Origin of the sequence: Streptococcus infantis, assembly GCF_047460685.1 — a bacterium.
GTDB lineage: Bacteria > Bacillota > Bacilli > Lactobacillales > Streptococcaceae > Streptococcus > Streptococcus infantis_AD.
Genome location: NZ_JASHFS010000007.1, coordinates 49436 through 72835, shown reverse-complemented (window position 1 = coordinate 72835; position 23400 = coordinate 49436). Strand labels below are relative to the sequence as shown.

At 41.1% G+C, this 23400-nt stretch carries 24 protein-coding genes and 1 pseudogene; 24 read left to right on the top strand and 1 reads right to left on the bottom strand.

Annotation, left to right across the window (positions count from 1 at the left end):
- The first annotated feature begins 191 nt into the window (after window positions 1-191).
- From QM917_RS04645 to QM917_RS04610, 8 genes are all read left to right on the top strand, one after another.
- Complete coding sequence (locus tag QM917_RS04645; RefSeq protein ID WP_000701995.1) at window positions 192-635, top strand: dUTP diphosphatase; 444 nt, start codon at window positions 192-194, stop codon at window positions 633-635.
- Window positions 595-1152 (top strand): histidine phosphatase family protein, encoded by a 558-nt coding sequence (locus tag QM917_RS04640; protein WP_414285126.1) that lies wholly within the window; start codon window positions 595-597, stop codon window positions 1150-1152. Before QM917_RS04645 ends, QM917_RS04640 begins: the two co-directional genes overlap by 41 nt.
- Window positions 1153-1168: 16 nt before the next feature.
- Window positions 1169-1660: a hypothetical protein gene (locus QM917_RS04635; protein WP_311522400.1), complete on the top strand. Its 492-nt coding sequence runs from the start codon at window positions 1169-1171 to the stop codon at window positions 1658-1660.
- Window positions 1661-1701: 41 nt separating this feature from the next.
- Entirely contained in the window at window positions 1702-3066 is a 1365-nt protein-coding gene (gene radA, locus QM917_RS04630) for a DNA repair protein RadA (RefSeq protein ID WP_414285125.1), read from the top strand.
- Between the two features lie 70 nt (window positions 3067-3136).
- Window positions 3137-3832: a TIGR00266 family protein gene (locus QM917_RS04625; RefSeq protein WP_153225591.1), complete on the top strand. Its 696-nt coding sequence runs from the start codon at window positions 3137-3139 to the stop codon at window positions 3830-3832.
- 160 nt (window positions 3833-3992) lie between these two features.
- Window positions 3993-4487, top strand: a complete 495-nt coding sequence (locus QM917_RS04620; RefSeq protein ID WP_153225592.1) for a beta-class carbonic anhydrase — start codon at window positions 3993-3995, stop codon at window positions 4485-4487.
- Window positions 4488-4702: 215 nt separating this feature from the next.
- Entirely contained in the window at window positions 4703-5671 is a 969-nt protein-coding gene (locus tag QM917_RS04615) for a ribose-phosphate diphosphokinase (RefSeq protein ID WP_000010179.1), read from the top strand.
- A gap of 121 nt (window positions 5672-5792) precedes the next feature.
- Window positions 5793-6230: a CoA-binding protein gene (locus QM917_RS04610; RefSeq protein ID WP_414285053.1), complete on the top strand. Its 438-nt coding sequence runs from the start codon at window positions 5793-5795 to the stop codon at window positions 6228-6230.
- A 134-nt stretch (window positions 6231-6364) separates the two neighbouring features.
- Here QM917_RS04610 and QM917_RS04605 read toward each other — a convergent pair whose 3' ends face one another.
- Window positions 6365-7375, bottom strand: a complete 1011-nt coding sequence (locus QM917_RS04605; protein WP_414285051.1) for a YeiH family protein — start codon at window positions 7373-7375, stop codon at window positions 6365-6367.
- A 148-nt stretch (window positions 7376-7523) separates the two neighbouring features.
- Between QM917_RS04605 and QM917_RS04600 the strand changes: the two genes are divergently transcribed.
- The 16 genes and pseudogenes from QM917_RS04600 (at window position 7524) to purF (ending at window position 23362) form a co-directional block, all read left to right on the top strand.
- Complete coding sequence (locus tag QM917_RS04600) at window positions 7524-8693, top strand: pyridoxal phosphate-dependent aminotransferase (RefSeq protein ID WP_173277358.1); 1170 nt, start codon at window positions 7524-7526, stop codon at window positions 8691-8693.
- The gene (gene recO, locus QM917_RS04595) at window positions 8690-9460 is read left to right on the top strand and encodes a DNA repair protein RecO (protein ID WP_049533903.1); all 771 of its coding nucleotides are present in this window, start codon (window positions 8690-8692) and stop codon (window positions 9458-9460) included. The genes QM917_RS04600 and recO overlap by 4 nt, the downstream gene beginning before the upstream one ends.
- Window positions 9457-10449 carry a phosphate acyltransferase PlsX gene (plsX, locus tag QM917_RS04590; protein ID WP_049533905.1) on the top strand — a complete coding sequence of 331 codons (993 nt, stop codon included), beginning with the start codon at window positions 9457-9459 and terminating at the stop codon, window positions 10447-10449. Before recO ends, plsX begins: the two co-directional genes overlap by 4 nt.
- A 5-nt stretch (window positions 10450-10454) precedes the next feature.
- Window positions 10455-10691: an acyl carrier protein gene (locus QM917_RS04585; protein ID WP_311522409.1), complete on the top strand. Its 237-nt coding sequence runs from the start codon at window positions 10455-10457 to the stop codon at window positions 10689-10691.
- A gap of 447 nt (window positions 10692-11138) precedes the next feature.
- Window positions 11139-11282, top strand: coding sequence for a class IIb bacteriocin, lactobin A/cerein 7B family (locus QM917_RS04580; RefSeq protein ID WP_075229712.1), 144 nt, complete (start codon window positions 11139-11141; stop codon window positions 11280-11282).
- Window positions 11283-11299: 17 nt separating this feature from the next.
- A complete protein-coding gene (locus QM917_RS04575; protein WP_311522410.1) occupies window positions 11300-11449 on the top strand; it encodes a class IIb bacteriocin, lactobin A/cerein 7B family in 150 nt (49 codons plus the stop codon).
- A 12-nt stretch (window positions 11450-11461) separates the two neighbouring features.
- Complete coding sequence (locus QM917_RS04570; RefSeq protein ID WP_000793176.1) at window positions 11462-11638, top strand: hypothetical protein; 177 nt, start codon at window positions 11462-11464, stop codon at window positions 11636-11638.
- A 208-nt stretch (window positions 11639-11846) separates the two neighbouring features.
- The gene (locus QM917_RS04565; protein WP_162837517.1) at window positions 11847-12002 is read left to right on the top strand and encodes a hypothetical protein; all 156 of its coding nucleotides are present in this window, start codon (window positions 11847-11849) and stop codon (window positions 12000-12002) included.
- Window positions 12003-12319: 317 nt separating this feature from the next.
- Window positions 12320-12508: pseudogene (locus QM917_RS04560) on the top strand (hypothetical protein).
- Window positions 12509-12532: 24 nt separating this feature from the next.
- On the top strand, window positions 12533-12742 hold the full coding sequence (locus tag QM917_RS04555; RefSeq protein ID WP_315640242.1) for a bacteriocin immunity protein: 210 nt from the start codon (window positions 12533-12535) through the stop codon (window positions 12740-12742).
- A 106-nt stretch (window positions 12743-12848) separates the two neighbouring features.
- Entirely contained in the window at window positions 12849-13085 is a 237-nt protein-coding gene (locus tag QM917_RS04550) for a hypothetical protein (protein WP_315640244.1), read from the top strand.
- Window positions 13086-13426: 341 nt separating this feature from the next.
- Window positions 13427-15580 (top strand): peptide cleavage/export ABC transporter ComA, encoded by a 2154-nt coding sequence (gene comA / locus QM917_RS04545; RefSeq protein WP_371607958.1) that lies wholly within the window; start codon window positions 13427-13429, stop codon window positions 15578-15580.
- 12 nt (window positions 15581-15592) lie between these two features.
- The gene (locus QM917_RS04540; RefSeq protein ID WP_414273059.1) at window positions 15593-16942 is read left to right on the top strand and encodes a bacteriocin secretion accessory protein; all 1350 of its coding nucleotides are present in this window, start codon (window positions 15593-15595) and stop codon (window positions 16940-16942) included.
- A gap of 167 nt (window positions 16943-17109) precedes the next feature.
- Window positions 17110-17817: a phosphoribosylaminoimidazolesuccinocarboxamide synthase gene (gene purC, locus QM917_RS04535; RefSeq protein WP_371607956.1), complete on the top strand. Its 708-nt coding sequence runs from the start codon at window positions 17110-17112 to the stop codon at window positions 17815-17817.
- Between the two features lie 208 nt (window positions 17818-18025).
- Window positions 18026-21751: a phosphoribosylformylglycinamidine synthase gene (locus tag QM917_RS04530; RefSeq protein ID WP_414285047.1), complete on the top strand. Its 3726-nt coding sequence runs from the start codon at window positions 18026-18028 to the stop codon at window positions 21749-21751.
- Window positions 21752-21919: 168 nt separating this feature from the next.
- A complete protein-coding gene (gene purF, locus QM917_RS04525; protein ID WP_414285045.1) occupies window positions 21920-23362 on the top strand; it encodes an amidophosphoribosyltransferase in 1443 nt (480 codons plus the stop codon).
- Window positions 23363-23400 lie beyond the last annotated feature (38 nt).

The window sequence follows — 23400 nt, the reverse complement described above, 5'->3', positions numbered from 1 at the left end:
CTCAAACGTCTCACACTTAATTCCACCATAAAAATCCGTTTTAGACTGATTTCCACTTTGGTCAGGAAAGTGGAAGTTACTTTGAGAAATTACCGGACGCTTTTCTTTATTTTATATAGAAGATTTTTCGTGCTTTTTTCGAATAAATAAGATAAAATAGCCTAGAATGAAAGATTAAAAAGAGGGAAAATATGAAAATTCGTGGTTTTGAATTAGTTTCTAGTTTTACAGATGAGAGTTTGCTACCGAAGCGTGAGACAGCACATGCAGCTGGTTACGACTTAAAGGTTGCTGTGCGTACGGTCATTGCTCCAGGTGAGATTGTCCTTGTTCCGACAGGGGTCAAGGCTTATATGCAACCGACAGAAGTGCTTTATCTCTATGATCGTTCTTCAAACCCTCGTAAGAAGGGCTTGGTTTTGATTAACTCTGTGGGTGTCATCGATGGGGATTACTATGGTAATCCTGGGAACGAGGGACATATCTTTGCACAGATGAAAAACATTACTGACCAAGAAGTGATTCTTGAAGTTGGGGAACGCGTGGTTCAGGCTGTCTTTGCTCCATTTTTGATTGCGGATGGCGATGCGGCAGATGGTGTTCGGACCGGTGGATTTGGATCAACTGGGCACTAAGATGAAGATTATCTTTGTACGTCACGGGGAGCCAGATTACCGTGAGTTAGAGGAGCGTTCCTATACTGGATTCGGGATGGATTTGGCGCCCTTATCTGAGAAAGGAAGACAACAAGCTCAGGAACTTTGCAAAAATCCTTTGTTTGGCTCAGCTGATATCCTGGTGTCTTCTGCAGTGACGCGAGCTTTAGAAACGGCTTTTTATGTATCCTGTGCTACTAGCCTTCCTTTGAGAGTGGAGCCATTATTGCATGAATGGCAAGTCTATGAAAGTGGCGTAGAGAATTTTGAAAAAGCTCGTACTCTTTTTCTAGAAAATAATGGATCCTTACCTCCTAATTGTCCTATTCAATATGAGACAGCTGAGGAAATGAGGTCTCGGTTGCTAGAATCTATGGGCAAGTATCGAGACTATCAGACAGTCGTTGTTGTCACCCATCGAATGCTCATGCGCCAATTTGTACCAGACGAGAAGATTGATTTTTGCCAAGTGATTGAGTGTGAGATAGAGATATAGAAAGAAGCACAATTAAATGAGCTATAAGGATTTTCAAGCTTTTACCGCAGAAAATTGTCAAGGGTATAAGAAGGTGTATGAGATTAGTATTGGAGGTTTTCTTTACTTGGCTTTTCTTCCAGGAGACTATCAAAAAATCCTTTGCATTTCTTCAGAATATATGTCCATCATCGATAGTGAAAAAAATCAAGTCACTCCAATAGATGGGGATTACGATGAGATAGAGTTAGTAGCTATGTGTGAAGTTTACGACTCTCCTATCCCTATTGCTGGACAATATGGTGGAAACCTTCCTTTGTATAATGGTAAAGACATCCGAGTGACAATGGCTAAAGACCAATCTGAAGAATATCCGATTTTAACCATTTATTGGGAAGAGAATAAAGAAACTAGGACTCAAATTTATCAAGGTTATTTACCCTATATTTTTGGTTTTAGTCCTGATGGGAAGTATTATGTCCATGCGGATGATGGTGGACTGATTGTTCTGAAAAGAAATAGTTACTGATTTGGAAAATTAATAAGAGATTTTAAAATGAAAGGATTAGAATCATCGCAAAGAAAAAAGCGACATTTATATGTCAAAATTGTGGGTATAATTCCCCTAAATATCTAGGACGTTGTCCAAACTGTGGGTCTTGGTCTTCTTTTGTAGAAGAGGTTGAGGTTGCCGAGGTCAAGAATGCGCGTGTGTCCTTGACAGGTGAGAAAACCAAGCCCATGAAACTGGCTGAAGTGACCTCCATCAATGTCAATCGAACCAAGACAGAGATGGAGGAGTTTAACCGAGTTCTTGGTGGAGGTGTGGTACCAGGAAGTCTTGTCCTGATCGGTGGGGATCCAGGGATTGGGAAATCAACTCTGCTCTTACAAGTCTCAACCCAGCTGTCTCAAGTAGGTACTGTTCTCTACGTTAGTGGGGAGGAATCAGCTCAGCAAATCAAACTCCGTGCAGAGCGTTTAGGTGATATTGATAGCGAGTTTTATCTCTATGCAGAGACCAATATGCAGAGCGTACGGGCAGAAATAGAGAGAATTCAGCCAGATTTTCTCATTATCGACTCTATCCAGACTATCATGTCTCCTGAGATTTCTGGAGTTCAGGGTTCTGTTTCCCAGGTGCGTGAGGTGACTGCAGAACTCATGCAGTTGGCTAAGACTAATAACATTGCCATCTTTATTGTCGGGCATGTGACCAAGGAAGGAACCTTGGCTGGGCCTCGGATGTTGGAGCATATGGTGGATACGGTTCTTTACTTTGAAGGGGAACGCCACCATACCTTCCGGATTCTAAGAGCGGTCAAAAACCGTTTTGGATCGACAAATGAGATTGGGATTTTTGAGATGCAATCAGGTGGCTTGGTTGAGGTGCTCAATCCGAGTCAAGTTTTCCTAGAAGAACGTTTAGATGGAGCAACCGGTTCGTCCATCGTGGTGACTATGGAAGGAACCCGTCCTATTCTTGCAGAAGTGCAGGCCTTGGTAACACCGACTATGTTTGGAAATGCCAAGCGGACTACAACAGGCCTTGATTTCAATCGTGCTAGCTTGATTATGGCTGTTTTGGAAAAACGGGCAGGTCTCTTGCTTCAAAATCAGGATGCCTATCTCAAATCAGCTGGCGGTGTCAAATTAGATGAACCTGCTATTGACCTGGCTGTTGCAGTTGCTATTGCTTCAAGCTACAAGGACAAACCAACCAATCCTCAAGAATGTTTTGTGGGAGAGTTGGGCTTAACTGGAGAGATTCGGCGTGTGAATCGTATCGAGCAGCGCATCAATGAAGCTGCGAAACTTGGATTTACAAAAATCTATGTACCGAAAAATTCCTTGACTGGTATCAAGTCCCCTAAGGAAATTCAGGTAATTGGAGTGACGACTATCGGAGAAGTCTTGAAAAAAGTATTCTCCTAATAGTTGTACTCAGGTTTAGATTACTAATTATTTTATTGCTAACATTTATTAAAACAAGGAGGAATTTCTGATGAAATTTTCTATGGACAGTCATATGCAATTTCCTTTGGTAGAGTTGTCACTCAATCAAGGAGAAACCGTCTATATCCAGCGAGGTAGTATGGTTTACCACACGCCTAACGTAAGCCTCAATACCCAGCTCAATGCTAGCGGTTCTGGTTTGGGACGTTTTGTCAAAGCTGTGGGGCGTTCCATGGTTTCTGGCGAAAGTACCTTTATCACGCAAGCTGTTGCTGAGTCTGACAACGGCAACCTTGCTTTAGCACCAGATACTCCTGGTCAAGTGATTGCTCTCGAGCTAGGAGAAAAGCAATATCGATTGAATGATGGAGCCTTTCTAGCTCTTGATGGTACAGCTTTCTATACAATGGAGCGTCAGTCTATTGGGAAGGCTCTGTTCGGAGGGCAAGGCGGTCTCTTTGTGATGACAACCCAAGGTCAGGGAACGCTTTTGGCAAATGCATTTGGTTCGATTAAGAAAATTGAACTCCAAAACCAAGAAGTGACAATTGACAATGCCCATGTGGTGGCTTGGAGCCAGTCTTTGGACTATCATATCCACTTAGAAAATGGTTTCTGGCAATCTATTGGTACAGGTGAAGGAGTGGTGAATACCTTCCGAGGTACTGGTGAGGTTTATGTACAAAGTCTCAATCTTCAAAGCTTTGCAGGCTCTCTCAACAAGTATATCCAAAAAGAATCATAACAATAAAAACTAGGATAGGGACCCAAGCTAGATGCTAGAAGTTTCTGTTCTAGTTTTTTTATATGGAAGTTGAAAACTGATAAGACAAAGAAAAGATGGTAAGATAGAAGATAAATAATTTGGTTTTCAAATTATCTTAAAAGTAAGAAAGTGTGTTGTCATGTCGTATTTTGAACAGTTTATGCAAGCTAACCAGGCTTATGTTGCCCTGCATGGGCAGTTAAATCTGCCAATCAAGCCGAAAACAAGAGTAGCCATTGTGACTTGTATGGACTCACGTCTGCACGTTGCACAAGCTTTGGGGCTAGCACTTGGAGATGCTCACATTTTACGGAATGCGGGCGGTCGAGTGACAGACGATATGATTCGCTCACTCGTGATTTCCCAGCAACAAATGGGAACAAGAGAGATTGTGGTTCTTCATCATACAGACTGTGGTGCTCAAACATTTCAAAACGAAGAGTTTCAAGAACATTTAAAAACAGAATTAGGAGTTGATGTCTCGGGTCAAGATTTTCTCCCTTTTCAAGATGTTGAGGAGAGTGTTCGTGAGGATATGCAGTTACTTCGAGAGTCTCCACTGATTCCAGATGATGTCGTTATTTCAGGGGCTGTTTATGATGTGGATACAGGCAGTATGAGAGAGGTATACTAACTTTTCCTTTGTAAGTTTCATCTTCCCATGAGATAGAATGTCTAAGTTGTCACATTTCAGCTTGAATATAAGGAATATAAATGAGCACAAGGCAAGGGTATAAATGTCTACTCTTGTCTTATTTTTTATTGAAAAATCAAGAAAAAAGCGCTACAATGGTAGTTGGAAAAATGTTGTGAAAAAACACAAGCGATACATAAATACTGGAGGAAATCATGTCTTTTTCTGATTTAAAGCTGTTTGCCCTTTCTTCAAATAGAGAATTGGCAGAGCGTGTGGCGCAAGAGATTGGAATAGAGTTGGGAAAATCGACCGTACGTCAATTTTCAGATGGAGAAATTCAAGTTAATATCGAAGAATCAATCCGTGGAAAACACGTCTTTATCTTACAATCAACTAGCTCACCTGTAAATGACAATCTGCTAGAAATTTTGATTATGGTAGATGCTTTGAAACGTGCCAGTGCAGAATCTGTCAACGTTGTTATGCCTTACTATGGCTATGCACGTCAGGATAGAAAGGCGAGAGCGCGTGAGCCAATCACTTCAAAACTTGTAGCAAATATGCTTGAAGTAGCTGGAGTGGATCGTTTGTTGACGATTGACTTGCACGCTGCGCAGATTCAGGGATTCTTTGATATTCCTGTTGATCACTTGATGGGTGCTCCTTTGATTGCAGATTACTTTGAGCGTCGTGGCATGGTTGGTTCTGACTATGTGGTTGTCAGCCCAGACCATGGTGGGGTGACTCGTGCTCGTAAATTGGCAGAGTTTTTGAAAACTCCAATTGCTATTATTGACAAACGTCGTAGCGTAGACAAGATGAATACCAGTGAAGTGATGAATATCATTGGTAAGGTAGAAGGCAAGACTTGTATCTTGATTGACGATATGATCGATACAGCTGGAACTATTTGCCATGCGGCAGATGCTCTTGCAGAAGCTGGTGCTGTTGAAGTTTACGCAAGCTGTACGCACCCAGTTCTTTCAGGGCCTGCTATGGATAATATCCAAAAATCAGCTATTAAGAAATTGGTTGTTTTGGATACTATCTACCTACCAGAAGAGCGATTGATTGATAAGATTGAGCAAATCTCTATTGCACATCTCTTGGCAGATGCTATCATCCGTATCCACGAAAAACGTCCTCTATCTCCATTATTTAGTATTGAGAAAAAAATCTAACGAATTCGTTGGATCAGACAAAACTCCTAACAAAGTGATAGGCCTTGTTGGGAGTTTTTTGGTAGCAGAATTCTGCAAACCCTTTCAAAATGTGCTATACTGATGAAAAAGGAGGATTTTTATGACTCAAGAATTTATCAATCCGAGTGATGGCGTGATTCGTCAGTATCTAGCAAACAGTAAAACTCTAGCAGTAGTGGGCTTGTCTGACCGTGAGGAGACAACTAGCAATCGAGTGACCACGGAAATGCAGGCTCGTGGCTATAGAATCATACCAGTAAACCCTAAGGCTGCAGGTGGGGAAATCTTGGGAGAGAAGGCTTATGCCAGTCTAGCTGAGATTCCTTTCCCTGTAGATATCGTTAATGTCTATCGTCGTAGTGAGTTTCTGCCTGATGTGGCGCGTGATTTTCTCAAGGCAGATGCTAAGATTTTCTGGGCGCAACTAGGACTTGAAAGTCTAGAAGCGGAAGAAATCTTGCGTGCTGGAGGTTGCGATGATATCGTGATGAATCGTTGCATCAAGAGAGAACATACACGTTTAATTCTTGAACAATAAAAAGGTAGCTTGCGGGCTACCTTTTGTGTTATACTCAATGAAAATCAAAGAGCAAACTAGGAAACTAGCCGCAGGTTGTACTTGAGTACGGCAAGGCGACGTTGACGTGGTTTGAATTTGATTTTCGAAGAGTATTAGAAAATACCGATGAGCGTTTGCATCCCGAGACTAGTCAGGATGATGGCAATCCAGCAGAGGGCACCAAGAAGAATGGATTTACCGCTGGACTTAATCATAGCGATGAGGTTGGTTTTGAGACCAATAGCACTCATAGCCATGATGATGAGGAATTTGGAGAGTTGTTTGAGAGGTGCAAAGAAGTTATTGCTGACACCGAAAGAAGTGAGAATGGTGGTTAGCAGAGAAGCTAGGATGAAGTAGAGAATGAAAACAGGGAAGATTTTTTTAAGTTTTACCCCTTGGTTGTTTCCTTGTTGACGACTTTGCCAGTAAGAGAGGAATAGAGTGATAGGGATAATAGCTAGGGTACGGGTCAATTTGACAATGGTGGCAGCTTCGAGAGTATTGGACTGGTAAAGACTATCCCAAGCGCTGGCAGTGGCTGTTACAGAGGAAGTATCATTGACTGCAGTACCTGCAAAGAGGGAGAAGCCCTCGTTTGATAGGTGAAGCCAGGTTCCTAGGGTTGGGAAAATAAGAGCTGCCAAGACATTGAAGAAAAAGATAACAGAAATGGCTTGTGCCACTTCTTTTTCCTTGGCATGGATGACAGGAGCTGTCGCTGCAATGGCAGAACCTCCACAGATCGAAGATCCAACTCCAACCAAGGTGGCTAGCTTTGTATCAAGGTTAAAAAAGCGTTGGAAAAAGAAAGCTATAATCAAGGCGATAGAAATGGTTGAGAGGATAACAGGGAGGGAAGATTTTCCAACTGCGAAAACTTGTGAGATATTGAGTCCAAACCCAAGCAAGATAACAGCATACTGAAGCAATTTCTTGGAGCTGTAAGTCAAACCAGCATCTAGTTGTTTATAGGAAGTGAGAAATGGGTGGAGAATCATGCCAATAAAGATGGCAAAAACAGGAGCTCCTACAACAGGCAGAAAGCCTCCTAAAACCCAAGAGATGATAGAAATGATCAGACAGGCTAACAGTCCTGCCCAATTTTTTGATAGAAATGACATAAAAACCTCCAAATAGAATCTGTTACCATTATAGACCTGTAAATAGGAAAAGTAAAATAGAAAGTGGAAAGCTATTCTATCATGTATTTTTGCGGTCGGGGGGCTTTTGTAGTATAATAGAGATACGTTTTGAAAGTAGGAGGTATCTATGGACTTAACTAAGCGCTTTAATAAACAGTTAGATAAGATTCAAGTTTCGTTGATTCGTCAGTTTGACCAGGCTATTTCTGAGATTCCTGGGGTCTTGCGTTTGACCTTGGGGGAACCTGATTTTACAACGCCAGACCATGTCAAGGAGGCGGCCAAACGAGCGATTGACCAGAACCAATCCTACTATACAGGGATGAGTGGCCTGCTGACTCTACGTCAGGCAGCCAGTGACTTTGTTAAGGAAAAGTACCAACTGGACTATGCTCCTGAAAATGAAATCTTGGTTACAATTGGGGCGACAGAAGCCTTATCTGCTACTTTGACGGCTATTTTGGAAGAGGGAGACAAGGTGCTCTTGCCAGCTCCTGCTTATCCAGGTTATGAACCGATTGTCAATCTAGTTGGGGCAGAGGTTGTCGAGATTGACACGACTGAAAATGGTTTTGTCTTGACTCCTGAGATGTTGGAGAAGGCTATTTTGGAGCAAGGTGACAAGCTCAAGGCGGTTATTCTCAACTATCCAGCCAATCCGACAGGAATTACCTACAGTCGGGAGCAGTTGGAAGCTTTGGCAGACGTTTTACGCAAGTACGAAATTTTCGTTGTCTGTGATGAGGTCTACTCAGAATTGACCTATACAGGGGAAGCCCATGTGTCTCTAGGAACGATGTTGAGAGACCAGGCTATCATTATCAATGGTTTGTCTAAATCGCATGCTATGACAGGTTGGCGTTTGGGCTTGATTTTTGCTCCTGCGGTCTTCACAGCCCAGTTAATCAAGAGTCACCAGTACTTGGTCACTGCCGCAAATACCATGGCGCAACATGCTGCGGTAGAAGCCTTGACAGCTGGTAAAAACGATGCGGAGCCTATGAAGAAGGAATACATCCAGCGTCGGGACTATATTATCGAGAAAATGACTGCTCTTGGTTTTGAGATTATCAAACCAGACGGTGCCTTCTATATCTTTGCTAAGATTCCAGACGGCTACAATCAAGATTCCTTTGCTTTTCTGAAAGATTTTGCTCAGAAGAAGGCCGTTGCCTTTATTCCTGGAGCAGCCTTTGGGCGTTACGGGGAAGGATATGTTCGTCTGTCTTATGCGGCCAGCATGGGGACTATCACAGAAGCCATGAAACGACTTGAGGAGTACATGAGAGAAGCATGATTCAGTCTATCACGAGTCAAGGATTGGTGCTCTACAATCGCAATTTTCGGGAGGATGACAAGCTCGTCAAGATTTTTACAGAGCAGGCTGGTAAGCGGATGTTTTTCGTCAAACATGCTGGACAGTCCAAACTAGCGCCAGTAATTCAGCCCTTGGTGTTGGCTCGATTTCTCTTGCGAATCAATGATGACGGGCTCAGCTATATCGAGGACTATCATGAGGTGATGATTTTTCCCAAGATTAATAGTGACCTCTTTGTCATGGCCTATGCAACTTATGTGGCAGCTCTTGCCGATGCTAGTTTGCAGGATAATCAGCAAGATGCTTCCTTGTTTGCTTTTTTACAAAAGACTTTGGAGTTGATGGAAGAGGGCTTGGATTATCAAGTTTTGACCAATATTTTTGAAATCCAAATCTTGACTCGATTTGGAATCAGCCTCAATTTTAATGAGTGTGTCTTTTGCCATCGGGTTGGCCAGGCTTTTGACTTTTCTTTCAAATATGGAGCCTGCCTCTGTCCAGATCATTATCATGAGGATGAGAGACGTTGCCATCTCAATCCCAATATCCCCTATCTGCTCAATCAGTTTCAAGCTATTGATTTTGAGACCTTGGAGACCATTTCGCTCAAGCCTGAAATCAAGCAAGAGCTACGCCAATTTATGGATCAACTCTATGAAGAGTACGTTGGGATTCACCTAAAATCAAAGAAATTTATTGATTCCCTAGCAGACTGGGGACAATTACTAAAAGAGGAAAAGAAATGAAAAAAATCGCAGTAGATGCCATGGGAGGCGATTATGCACCTCAGGCCATCGTTGAGGGCGTCAATCAAGCCCTAGCTGACTTTTCAGATATCGAGATTCAACTCTACGGAGATGAAGCTAAAATCAAGCAATATCTGACAGCGACAGAGCGCGTCAGCATTATCCATACGGATGAGAAGATTGATTCAGACGATGAACCTACGAGAGCTATTCGGAAGAAGAAAAATGCCAGTATGGTCTTAGCGGCCAAGGCTGTCAAAGAGGGTGAAGCAGATGCTGTTCTTTCCGCAGGAAATACAGGTGCTTTGTTGGCGGCTGGGTTTTTCATCGTGGGTCGTATCAAGAATATTGACCGTCCTGGACTTATGTCAACCTTACCGACTATAGATGGGAAAGGTTTTGACATGCTGGACCTTGGTGCCAATGCGGAAAATACAGCCCAGCACCTCCATCAATACGCGGTTCTAGGTTCCTTCTATGCTAAAAATGTTCGTGGCATTGTGCAACCACGTGTTGGCTTGCTCAATAACGGAACAGAGAGTAGTAAGGGCGACCCGCTTCGTAAGGAAACTTACGAATTACTAGCAGCTGATGAAAATTTGAACTTTATCGGAAATGTGGAAGCGCGTGATTTGATGAATGGCGTTGCGGATGTTGTCGTGGCAGATGGTTTCACGGGAAACGCTGTGCTCAAATCCATTGAAGGGACAGCCATGGGAATCATGGGCTTGCTCAAGACAGCTATTACAGGTGGTGGTCTTCGAGCGAAACTAGGTGCCCTCCTTCTCAAGGATAGCCTCAGAGGTTTGAAAAAACAGCTCAATTACTCAGATGTTGGTGGAGCAGTCTTGTTTGGTGTCAAGGCACCGGTTGTCAAGACTCATGGCTCAAGCGATGCCAAGGCTGTGTATAGTACAATCCGCCAGATTCGTACTATGCTAGAAACAGACGTAGTTGCCCAGACTGCGCGTGAATTTTCAGGAGAATAATATATATGACAGATAAAGAAATTTTTAACCGTATCGTGACCATCATCCAAGAACGTCAAGGAGAAGACTTTGTAGTCACAGAGGCCTTGAGCTTGAAGGATGATTTGGATGCTGATTCGGTAGATTTGATGGAATTCGTACTAACCATTGAGGATGAATTTGGAATTGAAATCAGTGATGAAGAAATCGACCATCTTCAAAGTGTGGCAGATGTATTAAAAGCCATTAAAGATAAAATCTAACATATAGCAACATGCAAGTCATGTTGTTTTTTTGTTTTTCGAAAAAGATAAGATTTTGAAATTTTATAGTTGAGTTTACGAATAAAGAGATAAGAACAAAAAAGGAGGATTGCTGATGTATGTGACAGGTCTTTATCCGTGGTTGATCAAGTGGTTTTTAAAATAAATTTGATTTAATTGTTTATTTTAAAATGATTTCTCGAATAGACAAGTGAGAAGAAGAGGAAGGAGATTACTTCATGTTTATACCAAGCTTGTATCCATGGTTAATTAAGTGGTTTTTGAAATAAATAAATTTATTTTAAATTATTTTTCGAATAGATAAGTAAGAAGAAAAGGAAGGAGATTAGAAATGATTATTTCAGTTATTTATCCAATTTGGCTTTTAAAATGGTTTAAAGGTTAAAAATTGCAAACAAAAAACTATAAAAATAAAGGAGAAAAAAGATGACAAACTTTGACAAAATGGAACAGAACTTTGTAGCTCTTACAGAAGAAGAGCTAATGGAAGTGGATGGGGGGTCGGTTACCGCCGTAGTTGTAGGAGGTGTCTTACTAATTGGTGGTATTGCTTGGGGCTATTTTATGTAATAATAAGGAGAGAAAAAATGAATTTAAATAAATGGACAGAATTGACAGAAGAAGAATTGATGAATACAGAAGGTGGATCAATTACCATAGCCACGGTTGGTGCAGGATTGGCAATTTTCCTTGGTGGTCGATTAATTGGTCAAGATTTAAAACGTAAATTTGGATAGAAGTGAACTTGTATGAAAAATCTAAAAAATGTAATGGGAGCCTTTTTAATTATTTTTGGAGTGCTTTGTATATTGGGGGATTTACATGTAATCACCTTTAATGTTGAAAAATATTTCCAAACAGAGTTATTTGTTCCGATGCTTATTTTGATGATGAGTTATTTAGATTCAGGTAAAGACAAGGTTTAAAGAGAACTATTATTAGTATGTGGCAAATGCTATAGAATAATCATCTTTTAGTTGTTATCAATGAAATAAGAACTAAAAAAATGGAGAAATAAATGAATATCTCAGAAGAATGTGCGGCTATAATTATATCAGCCTCAGGAATAGTAGGACTTTTGGTTGGAGTAGCTATTGGATTAGCTAGTATTATTTAAAAAGGAGTAGATGAAAGATGAAGAAACTGGATGAAAAATTTGCTATTATGACAGAGGAAGACTTGGCTGTAACTAAGGGAGGTTTCATTGTTACTACTTCTACAGCAGTGGCTTGGGGTGTTTTAGGAGTCGTTACCTATATGTATGGGCGTCATTTGGGAAGTAGACGTTAATTTAAAAATTTGTGGCAAATCGTAAAAGAAAATCAAGTATGAATCGCAACACTGATCTCAATACATTGTTACCATAGTTCCTTTGGTGGCAATGGGTCTCAATCTCGTACTTCATGTAATTCGTACAGGTTCGTTGTTATCCTTTGATTGGAAATGGTATTTAGTTGGATTGATTGCCTCAGGCTATTTTGGGATTTTTTGCAACGATTTGTCAAAAAATAATCCAAACTATAAATGATGAATCTGAATGAAAAGATTTTGTGCGTGTGAATGGCGGAAAAACTCTGCCATTCTTGTCAGATAAATAGGAGTCTGCTATGAAAAAATTTTTATTGGGATTTGCTGAAGGTTATTTTATCGTGTCAGTCATTATCTATATTGTAACGTATTTGATTCTGAAAAAACCGATCAATACCTTGTTTTATCTATAAGCCTATCCAATTCTGCTTGGGTTGGTTTATGTAGGATATAAGTACAAAACAAAAGAAAGTAAGATTGGAAATTGATGGAACATCAGATTGGGGTTTGAGATGAAAGTCGTTCAAGTGTTACAAAAAGCTTGGCTAGAGTTTACTGTATGCTGCAGTTCGATGGTTTATATCATTGTTAGAATAGTCGCTGATGTAAACAAAATAAATCTACCTGAATGGTTTGAAAATTTTGACATACCTACAATTTCACTATTCTTGATGGCATTTATTTTACTTTATAGAAGTGAAGAAAAATATGATAAAGGATGATAAAATGAATCTGAACTTTGTGGCTCCAGTATTAGGGCAATCTTGGGGAATATTGGGGTGTTAAGCTGATGAACTGTTGTCTGATTTTAGTTAGAAAGATATTCGTATGTTTAAAAAAGAAGTGATATTATTAGGGCTGCTTCTGCTAGTACGTATTGTACTTTCTATCATGCAAGTTTTAATGGATTTTAAACTATTGCTAGGAAAGTATAGTGTAAATTTCATGGAACTTTCAGATTTATTCTCTTATCCCCTACTTTTTTTAATCATTTACATAGCGGTAAAATATCATGCTATCCAGAAAATAAGAGGTAAAGAAGATAATCAGGATGGCAATAAATAAGACTTAAAAAATTTTTCTAACATTCCTTTTCTTATTTCTGATGAATCTTTTGCTTTTTAAAGTACTTGCTGGTCTAAGCTTTAAGGTGACAATGAGTGAAAAAACTATCTTGTACCACCCTTGTTTTCATTATATGATTGACAAAAAATTGGAAAAGGTAAGAAATATTAATCATTATATTTTCTAGGTAGGACGTTTGTTCTACCTATTTTTATTTAGGAAAAAGTGCTGTTCAGGTGCAGTTATTGTTTTTTTAGAAATAATTTTCTTTTTGCTTCTTTGTTTGTATAAAATAATCTTACAAAGTTTTCTTTGGAGATTGTTAGGAAAAGGAGTAGGATATGAAATTTGGGAAACGTCATTATCGTCCGCAGGTGGATCAGATGGACTGCGGTGTAGCTTCATTGGCCATGGTCTTTGGTTATTATGGTAGTTATTATTCTCTGGCTCACTTGCGAGAGTTGGCCAAGACGACCATGGATGGGACTACGGCTTTAGGCTTAGTCAAGGTTGCTGAGGAGATTGGTTTTGAGACGCGAGCAATAAAGGCGGACATGACCTTGTTTGATTTGCCGGATGTAACTTTTCCTTTTGTGGCTCATGTGCTTAAGGAAGGGAAAATGCTCCATTATTATGTGGTGACTGGGCAGGACAAGAACAATATTCATATTGCTGATCCAGATCCTAGTGTTAAGCTGACCAAGATTTCTCGTGAGCGCTTTGCTAAGGAGTGGACAGGGATCACTATTTTTATGGCACCATCTCCGACTTATAAGCCTCATAAGGAACAAAAAAATGGCCTTCTCTCCTTTATCCCTATATTAGTGAAACAGCGAGGTTTGATTGTTAATATCGTTTTGGCGACCCTCTTGGTAACCTTGATTAACATTGTGGGTTCTTATTATCTTCAATCAATCATTGACACTTATGTACCAGATCAGATGCGTTCAACCTTGGGCATTATCTCAATAGGGCTAGTCATCGTTTATGTTCTTCAGCAAATCTTATCTTATGCTCAGGAGTATCTCTTGATTGTTTTGGGGCAACGCTTGTCCATTGATGTGATTTTGTCTTATATCAAGCATGTTTTTCATTTGCCCATGTCCTTTTTTGCGACACGACGGACAGGGGAAATCGTGTCTCGTTTCACGGATGCAAATAGTATCATTGATGCGCTGGCTTCGACTATTCTGTCAATCTTTTTGGATGTATCTATTGTCTTGATTATTTCAGTAGTTCTATTTTCGCAGAATAGCAATCTCTTTTTCATGAGTTTACTAGCTCTTCCTATCTACACAGTGATTATCTTTGCTTTTATGAAGCCCTTTGAAAAGATGAATCGGGATACCATGGAAGCCAATGCGGTTCTGTCTTCTTCTATCATTGAGGACATCAATGGCATTGAGACCATCAAGTCTTTGACCAGTGAAAGTCAACGTTACCAAAAGATTGACAAGGAATTTGTGGATTATCTAAAAAAATCTTTTACCTACAGTCGGGCAGAAAGTCAGCAAAAGGCTCTGAAAAAGATTGCCCAGCTCTTGCTCAATGTTGGCATTCTCTGGATGGGGGCTCTCCTAGTTATGGACAATAAGATGAGTTTGGGCCAGTTGATCACCTATAATACCTTGCTTGTTTATTTTACAAATCCTTTGGAGAATATCATCAATCTGCAAACCAAACTTCAGACAGCGCAGGTAGCCAATAACCGTCTGAATGAAGTTTATCTGGTTGCATCTGAGTTTGAGGAAAAGAAAACAGTCTCAGATTTGAGCTTTCTAGAAGGAGATCTGACTTTCAAGCAGGTTCACTACAAATATGGCTATGGTCGAGATGTCTTGTCGGACATCAATCTGACTATTCCACAAGGCTCTAAAGTGGCTTTTGTGGGAATTTCAGGATCAGGTAAGACGACCTTGGCTAAGATGATGGTTAATTTTTACGATCCAAGTCAGGGGGAGATTAGCCTGGGTGGCATCAATCTCAATCAGATTGATAAAAAGGCTCTGCGCCAGTATATCAACTATCTGCCTCAGCAACCCTACGTTTTTAATGGAACGATCTTGGAGAATCTTCTCCTCGGAGCTAAGGAGGGGACGACCCAGGAGGATATCTTGAGAGCAGTGGAGTTGGCAGAGATTCGGGAGGATATTGAGCGCATGCCACTGAATTACCAGACAGAATTGACTTCGGATGGAGCGGGCATTTCAGGTGGGCAACGTCAGAGGATCGCTTTGGCGCGTGCTCTCTTGACCGATGCGCCTGTCTTGATATTGGATGAGGCGACTAGCAGTCTGGATATTTTGACAGAGAAGCGAATCGTGGATAATCTCATGGCTTTAGATAAAACCTTGATTTTCATTGCTCACCGCTTGACCATTGCTGAGCGGACAGAGAAGGTTGTTGTCTTGGATCAGGGCAAGATTGTCGAAGAAGGAAATCATGCCGATTTGCTTGCACAGGGTGGCTTTTATGCCCATTTGGTGAATAGTTAGAGAGGAGAAAAGATGCAATCAGAATTTTTAGAAAGTGCGGAGTTTTATAATCGTCGTTATCATAATTTTTCTAGTTATGTGATTTTTCCGAGTTTTATCTTGTTTTTGTTTCTGCTAGTCTTTTCAATCTTTGCACAAAAGGAGATAAGCTTGACAGCTGGGGCTACTGTCGAACCTAGTCGCATCCTTGCCAATATCCAGTCAACTAGCAACAATCGCATTATTGCCAATCATTTGGAAGAAAATAAGTTGGTCAAGAAGGGAGAACTTCTCGTTCAATACCAAGAGGGAGCAGAAGCAGTGCAGGCTGAGAATTATGCTAGTCAGTTGGAAATGCTCAAGGATCAGAAGGTTCAAATGGAGTATTTAAAAGCAAGCCTTCAAGCAGGAAGTGATCAATTTCCAGAAGCAGACAAATTTGGCTATCAGCATAGTTTTTTAGATTATCTAAATCAAGCTGCTAGTCTGCGGAGTCAGGTTGAGCAACAAAATGCTAGTATATCATCTCAAAATGCAGCAGCCAGTGGTAGTCAGGCAGAATTAGGCAATATCATTGGCGAAACCCAGTCCAAAATTAAAGAATATCAGCAAGCCAAGTCTGCCATTCAGGGTGATGGACACTTAGAGAGTGATCATCCAGCTTATGCTATTTATCAGTCTTATCAGTCAACAAAAGAGCAGGGATCGGAATCCAAACAGCAGGCCCTATCTCAAATAGATGCTCAAATCACTCAGTTGGAGTCAACTCTTGCAGGTTATCGAGTACAGTATGCAGGTTCAGGAGCCCAGCAAGCTTATGCATCTGGATTAGGAAGTCAGTTGGAGTCATTAAAATCTCAGCAACTAGCCAAGGTAGGTCAGGAATTAACGCTCTTGGATCAGAAAATTCTTGAAGCGGAGTCGGGTAAAAAGATTCAAGGAAATCTTTTAGAGAAGGGGAAAATTACAGCAACAGAAGATGGTGTTCTACATTTGAATCCTGAGCATAGTCGATCTACCATCATTCCAGAAGGAACGATCCTCGCTCATCTTTTTCCGCAGTTGGCTAAAGAGAGGAAGGCAAAACTAACAGCTTATATCAGTTCTAAGGAAGTTGCTGGTCTCAAGCATGGAAATGAGGTACGATTTACAACGGTAACGGATGCCAATAAGCAGCTAGTGTTGACATCCAAGATTACCAATATCGATACCAGTGCGACTCAGACAGAAAAGGGTAATTTCTTTAAATTAGAGGCAGAGACGGATTTGAATGCTGAACAAGCAGAAAAACTTCGTTATGGACTTGAAGGTCGTTTGACTATGATTACAGGTAGGAAGAGTTTTTTACGCTACTATCTTGACCGCTTTTTGAAACGAGAATAAGGTTCGCATTCTAATTCAAATCAATCTTAGAAAATCGCAAATGAAAATTCGTTTGCGATTTTTCTGTACTTTTTCAGATATGATATCAAATATAGTTCGTGAAATATTTGATTTTTAGTATCTGTTGTGTTAGAATGATGTAAAGTAATACGAAAGGCGAACAAAAAATGTCCAGTAAACTTATTTATACGGGAAAAGCTAAAGATATCTATACTACAGAAGACGAAAATGTGATTAAGTCGGTCTACAAGGACCAGGCCACCATGCTGAATGGAGCTCGCAAAGAGACTATTGAGGGTAAAGGTATGCTGAATAATCAGATTTCGTCTCTTATTTTTGAAAAATTGAATGCTGCTGGTGTAGCTACTCACTTTATCGAACGTATTTCTGATACCGAACAACTTAACAAGAAAGTTACCATCATTCCTTTGGAGGTTGTCCTTCGTAACGTGACTGCGGGTTCTTTTTCAAAACGTTTTGGTGTGGAAGAAGGTTTGAATCTGGAAACTCCAATCGTTGAATTTTACTACAAGAACGATGATTTGGATGACCCATTCATCAATGATGAGCATGTCAAGTTCTTGAATATTGCCAACGATGAGCAAATTGCTTATATCAAGGAAGAAACGCGTCGTATCAATGAATTGCTGAAAGATTGGTTTGCACAAATTGGTCTTCGCTTGATCGATTTTAAACTGGAATTTGGTTTTGATAAGGATGGCAAGATTATCTTGGCAGATGAATTCTCACCAGATAACTGCCGCCTCTGGGATGCTGAAGGGCACCATATGGACAAGGATGTTTTCCGTAGAGATTTAGGCAGTTTAACGGATGTATATAAGGTTGTGTTGGAGAAATTGCAGGGCTTGAAATAAGTTGTTTGAAACGAAAAACCTTCGTCTTTCAAGTAAAAGGACTCAGGCTGAAAAGGTCTACTAGACCTTTTCACTCCGTAGAGATTTAGGCAGTTTAACGGATGTATATCAGGTTGTGTTAGAGAAGTTGCAAGACTTGAAATAAGTTGGTTGAAGCGGGAAACCTTCGTCTTCAATAGCCTGTTGGAATAGAAATAAAGGAACTAAAATGGATAAACGTATTTTCGTTGAGAAAAAAGCTGATTTTCGTGTGAAATCGGACTCTTTAGTAAAAGAATTACAGCATAATCTTCAGTTGAAAACTTTGAAGGATCTTCGGATTGTTCAGGTTTACGATGTTTTTGGTTTGGCAGAGGACTTGTTTGCGCGTGCGGAAAAACACATCTTCTCTGAGCAAGTGACTGATACTGTTTTGGACGAGGCTGTGGTTAAAGCTGATCTTGAGAAGTATGCTTTCTTTACCATCGAAAGTTTGCCTGGTCAATTTGACCAACGTGCGGCATCTTCACAAGAAGCTTTGCTTTTGCTTGGTAGTTCAAATGATGTAACAGTGAACACAGCGCAACTTTACTTGGTTAACAAGGATATTGATGCAAATGAGTTGGAAGCTGTCAAAAACTACCTTTTGAACCCAGTGGATTCTCGTTTCAAAGATATCACTGTTGGCATTGCGAAACAGAATTTCTCTGAGTCTGACAAGACCATTCCAAACTTGGATTTCTTTGAAAGCTATACGGCAGAAGATTTTGCCAAGTATAAGGCTGAGCAAGGCTTGGCCATGGAAGTAGATGACCTTCTTTTCATTCAAGATTACTTCAAGTCAATTGGACGTGTACCAACTGAGACTGAGTTAAAGGTTTTGGATACTTACTGGTCAGACCACTGCCGTCATACAACTTTCGAGACTGAGTTGAAAAACATCGACTTCTCAGCTTCTAAATTTGAAAAACAATTGCAAGCGACTTATGACAAGTATATTGCCATGCGTGATGAGTTGGGACGTACCGAGAAACCTCAAACCTTGATGGATATGGCCACTATTTTTGGTCGCTATGAGCGTGCCAATGGTCGTTTGGATGACATGGAAGTGTCTGATGAAATCAATGCCTGCTCAGTTGAAATTGAAGTGGATGTTAATGGTGTGAAAGAACCATGGCTTCTCATGTTCAAAAACGAAACTCATAACCACCCAACTGAAATTGAACCATTTGGTGGGGCGGCTACTTGTATCGGTGGTGCCATTCGTGACCCATTGTCAGGACGTTCATACGTTTATCAAGCCATGCGTATCTCAGGTGCTGGTGATATTACAGCGCCGATTTCAGAAACTCGTGCTGGTAAATTGCCACAACAGGTTATTTCTAAAACAGCGGCTCATGGTTATTCTTCATATGGGAACCAAATTGGTCTTGCAACAACTTATGTTCGTGAATACTTCCACCCAGGTTTCGTTGCTAAGCGTATGGAGCTAGGTGCCGTTGTCGGTGCGGCTCCTAAGGAAAATGTGATCCGTGAAAAACCTGAAGCTGGTGACGTGATTATCTTGCTCGGTGGTAAGACTGGACGTGACGGTGTCGGTGGTGCGACAGGTTCTTCTAAAGTTCAAACGGTTGAATCTGTTGAAACAGCTGGTGCTGAGGTTCAAAAAGGGAATGCCATCGAAGAACGTAAGATTCAACGTCTTTTCCGTAATGGGGATGTGACACGTCTGATCAAGAAATCAAATGACTTTGGTGCTGGTGGTGTCTGTGTGGCTATCGGTGAATTGGCTGATGGTCTTGAAATTGACCTAGACAAAGTGCCATTGAAATACCAAGGTTTGAATGGTACAGAAATTGCTATCTCTGAATCTCAGGAACGTATGGCTGTCGTGGTTCGTCCCGAAGATGTAGATGCCTTCGTGGCTGAATGTAACAAAGAAAATATTGATGCTGTTGTGGTGGCGACAGTAACTGAAAAACCAAATCTTGTCATGCACTGGAATGGTGAAACAATCGTGGACTTGGAGCGTCGTTTCCTTGATACAAACGGTGTACGTGTGGTTGTAGATGCTAAGGTGGTTGACAAGGATGTCAAGCTTCCAGAAGAACGTCAAACATCTGCTGAAACCCTTGAAGCTGATACTCTTGAAGTCTTGGCTGACCTTAACCATGCAAGTCAAAAAGGTTTACAAACCATCTTTGATAGCTCAGTTGGTCGTTCAACAGTTAACCACCCACTTGGTGGTCGCTACCAAATCACACCAACTGAAGCTTCTGTACAGAAATTGCCAGTTCAACATGGCGTGACTACAACTGCTTCTGTTATGGCGCAAGGATTCAATCCTTATGTAGCAGAATGGTCTCCATACCATGGTGCTGCTTATGCGGTTATCGAAGCAAGCGCTCGTTTGGTTGCTGCTGGTGCCAACTGGTCTAAGGCTCGTTTCTCTTATCAAGAATACTTCGAGCGTATGGATAAACAAGCAGAGCGTTTTGGTCAACCAGTAGCTGCTCTCCTTGGATCCATTGAAGCTCAGATTCAACTTGGTTTGCCATCTATCGGTGGTAAAGACTCTATGTCTGGTACCTTTGAAGAATTGACCGTACCACCAACCTTGGTTGCTTTTGGGGTAACAACTGCAGATAGCCGTAAGGTTCTTTCTCCAGAATTTAAGGCTGTTGGTGAAAATATTTACTATATTCCAGGTCAAGCTTTGGCACAAGAAATTGATTTTGATCTTATCAAGTCTAACTTTGCTCAATTTGAAGCAATTCAAGCTGACCATAAAGTCACATCTGCATTAGCTGTCAAATATGGTGGTGTGGTTGAAGCTCTTGCCCTTGCAACATTTGGTAACCATATTGGTGCAAACGTCGAATTAGCAGACCTTGACACTAGCTTGACAGCTCAATTGGGTGGATTCGTCTTCACATCGCCTGAAGACATTGCAGGTGTTGCCAAGATTGGACAAACAGTAGCTGACTTTACACTTTCTGTCAATGATGTAACGCTTGATGGACACAAGCTTGACAGTGCCTTCCAAGGTAAATTGGAAGAGGTTTACCCAACGGAATTTGCACAAGCAACTGAGTTGGAAGAAGTACCAGCTGTGGCATCAGATGCTGTGATCAAAGTTAAAGAAACAGTTGAGACACCAGTGGTTTACATCCCAGTATTCCCAGGTACGAACTCTGAGTACGATTCAGCTAAAGCCTTTGAAAAAGAAGGTGCAAAAGTCAACTTGGTACCATTTGTAACACTTAATGAAGAAGCGATTGTCAAGTCTGTTGATACTATGGTTGACAATATCGAAAAAGCTAACATTATCTTCTTTGCAGGTGGTTTCTCAGCAGCGGATGAACCAGATGGATCAGCTAAATTCATCGTCAACATCTTGCTCAATGAAAAAGTACGTGCAACCATTGATAGCTTCATCGAAGGTGGTGGTTTGATCATCGGTATCTGTAACGGATTCCAAGCCCTTGTCAAATCAGGTCTTCTTCCATATGGAAACTTTGAAGATGTAAGTAGCACGAGTCCAACCCTCTTCTACAATGATGCTAACCAACACGTGGCCAAGATGGTTGAGACACGTATTGCCAACACCAACTCACCATGGCTTGCCGGAGTTGAGGTTGGTGATATCCATGCCATCCCAGTATCACATGGTGAAGGTAAATTTGTCGTGACAGCTGAGGAATTCGCAGAGCTTCGTGACAATGGTCAAATCTTTACCCAATACGTTGACTTTGATGGCAAACCAAGCATGGATTCTAAATACAATCCTAACGGATCTGTCAATGCGATTGAAGGTATTACAAGTAAGAATGGTCAAATTATTGGTAAGATGGGGCACTCAGAACGTTTCGAAGACGGTCTCTTCCAAAATATTCCAGGGAATAAAGACCAATATCTCTTTGCATCAGCGGTTAAATATTTTACTGGGAAATAGGTTTTGCAGATTTTCTAATAGATAACCATCAGTAAATGTAAAATCAAGTAGATCTAACTTACGACAATTGCAAATGATTTATTGTTGCGAGTGAAACGAGCTTCTGCCGTATCATTCCGCTCTAGTATCGTTAAGGAATGATACACAAATAAAAATTAGGTATATAAAATGACATACGAAGTAAAATCTCTTAATGAGGAATGTGGTGTTTTTGGTATCTGGGGTCACCCAGACGCTGCCAAATTGACCTATTTTGGACTCCATAGTCTTCAGCACCGTGGTCAGGAGGGGGCAGGAATCCTCTCCAATGACCAAGGGAAATTGAAGCGTCATCGTGATATGGGGCTTTTATCAGAAGTCTTCAAAAATCCTGCGAATTTGGATAAATTGACAGGAACTGGAGCGATTGGACACGTGCGTTATGCGACTGCGGGAGAAGCTTCTGTAGACAATATCCAACCTTTCCTCTTTCGCTTTCACGATATGCAGTTTGGTTTGGCTCATAATGGGAATTTGACCAATGCAGAATCTCTCAAGAAAGAATTGGAACAAAGAGGAGCAATCTTTAGCTCGACTTCTGATTCAGAAATCTTGGCTCACTTGATTCGCCGTAGCCACAATCCAAACCTGATGGGTAAAATTAAGGAAGCCCTCAGTCTTGTTAAAGGTGGTTTTGCTTATCTCTTGATGTTTGAAGATAAGTTAATTGCAGCGCTTGATCCAAACGGGTTCCGTCCTCTGTCAATCGGGAAAATGACGAATGGAGCAGTAGTGGTTTCATCTGAAACCTGTGCCTTTGAAGTCATCGGTGCTGAGTGGATTCGCGATGTGAAACCAGGCGAAATTGTCATCATTGATGACAATGGCATCCAGTATGACAGCTATACAAACGATACTCAGCTGGCAATCTGTTCCATGGAGTATATCTACTTTGCCCGTCCCGACTCTAACATCCACGGAGTCAATGTTCATACGGCACGTAAGCGAATGGGAGCTCAATTGGCACGTGAATTCAAGCATGAAGCTGATATCGTAGTTGGGGTACCAAACTCCTCACTCAGTGCCGCTATGGGTTTTGCGGAAGAATCTGGTCTGCCAAATGAGATGGGTCTCATCAAGAACCAATATACGCAACGGACCTTTATCCAGCCGACTCAAGAATTGCGCGAGCAAGGGGTTCGGATGAAATTGTCTGCCGTTTCTGGTGTCGTTAAAGGCAAACGCGTGGTCATGATTGATGATTCGATTGTACGAGGAACAACATCACGTCGCATTGTCCAACTCTTGAAAGAAGCGGGGGCATCAGAAGTACACGTTGCCATTGGTAGTCCTGCTCTTGCCTATCCATGTTTCTACGGGATTGATATCCAGACACGTCAGGAGCTGATTGCGGCCAATCATACGGTCGAAGAGACTCGCCAAATCATTGGTGCGGATAGTCTGACTTATCTTTCTATTGATGGCTTGATTGATTCTATCGGCATCGAAACAGATGCGCCAAATGGCGGTCTCTGTGTCGCTTACTTTGATGGGAAATATCCAACTCCTCTCTATGATTATGAAGAAGAATATCGTAGAAGTTTAGAAGAAAAAACGAGTTTTTACAAATAAAATTCCCCATTGGAGGAAAGGAAAAGGAATAAACAAAT